The 301-nt window shown below is 35.2% G+C and carries 1 pseudogene; it reads left to right on the top strand.

Annotated elements, in window-relative coordinates:
* A pseudogene (locus BU038_RS12860) lies at window positions 1–301 on the top strand (DUF4430 domain-containing protein); the annotation flags it as partial.

Genomic DNA, 301 nt, shown 5'->3' with positions numbered 1-301 from the left:
CAACCTAAACAACAAGTGAAACAAGAAACACCGAAAGTTGTTGAACAACCTAAACAACAAGTGAAACAAGAAACACCGAAAGTTGTTGAACAACCTAAACAACAAGTAAAACAAGAAACACCGAAAGTTGTTGAACAACCTAAACAACAAGTAAAACAAGAAACACCGAAAGTCGTTGAACAACCTAAACAACAAGTGAAACAAGAAACACCGAAAGTTGTTGAACAACCTAAACAACAAGTGAAACAAGAAACACCGAAAGTTGTTGAACAACCTAAACAACAAGTGAAACAAGAAACAC

Origin of the sequence: Staphylococcus simulans, from assembly GCF_003043455.1 — a bacterium.
GTDB classification, from domain to species: domain Bacteria; phylum Bacillota; class Bacilli; order Staphylococcales; family Staphylococcaceae; genus Staphylococcus; species Staphylococcus simulans_A.
The sequence above is the reverse complement of the archived record's forward strand: the minus strand, read 5'-3'. Positions and strand labels throughout refer to the sequence as shown.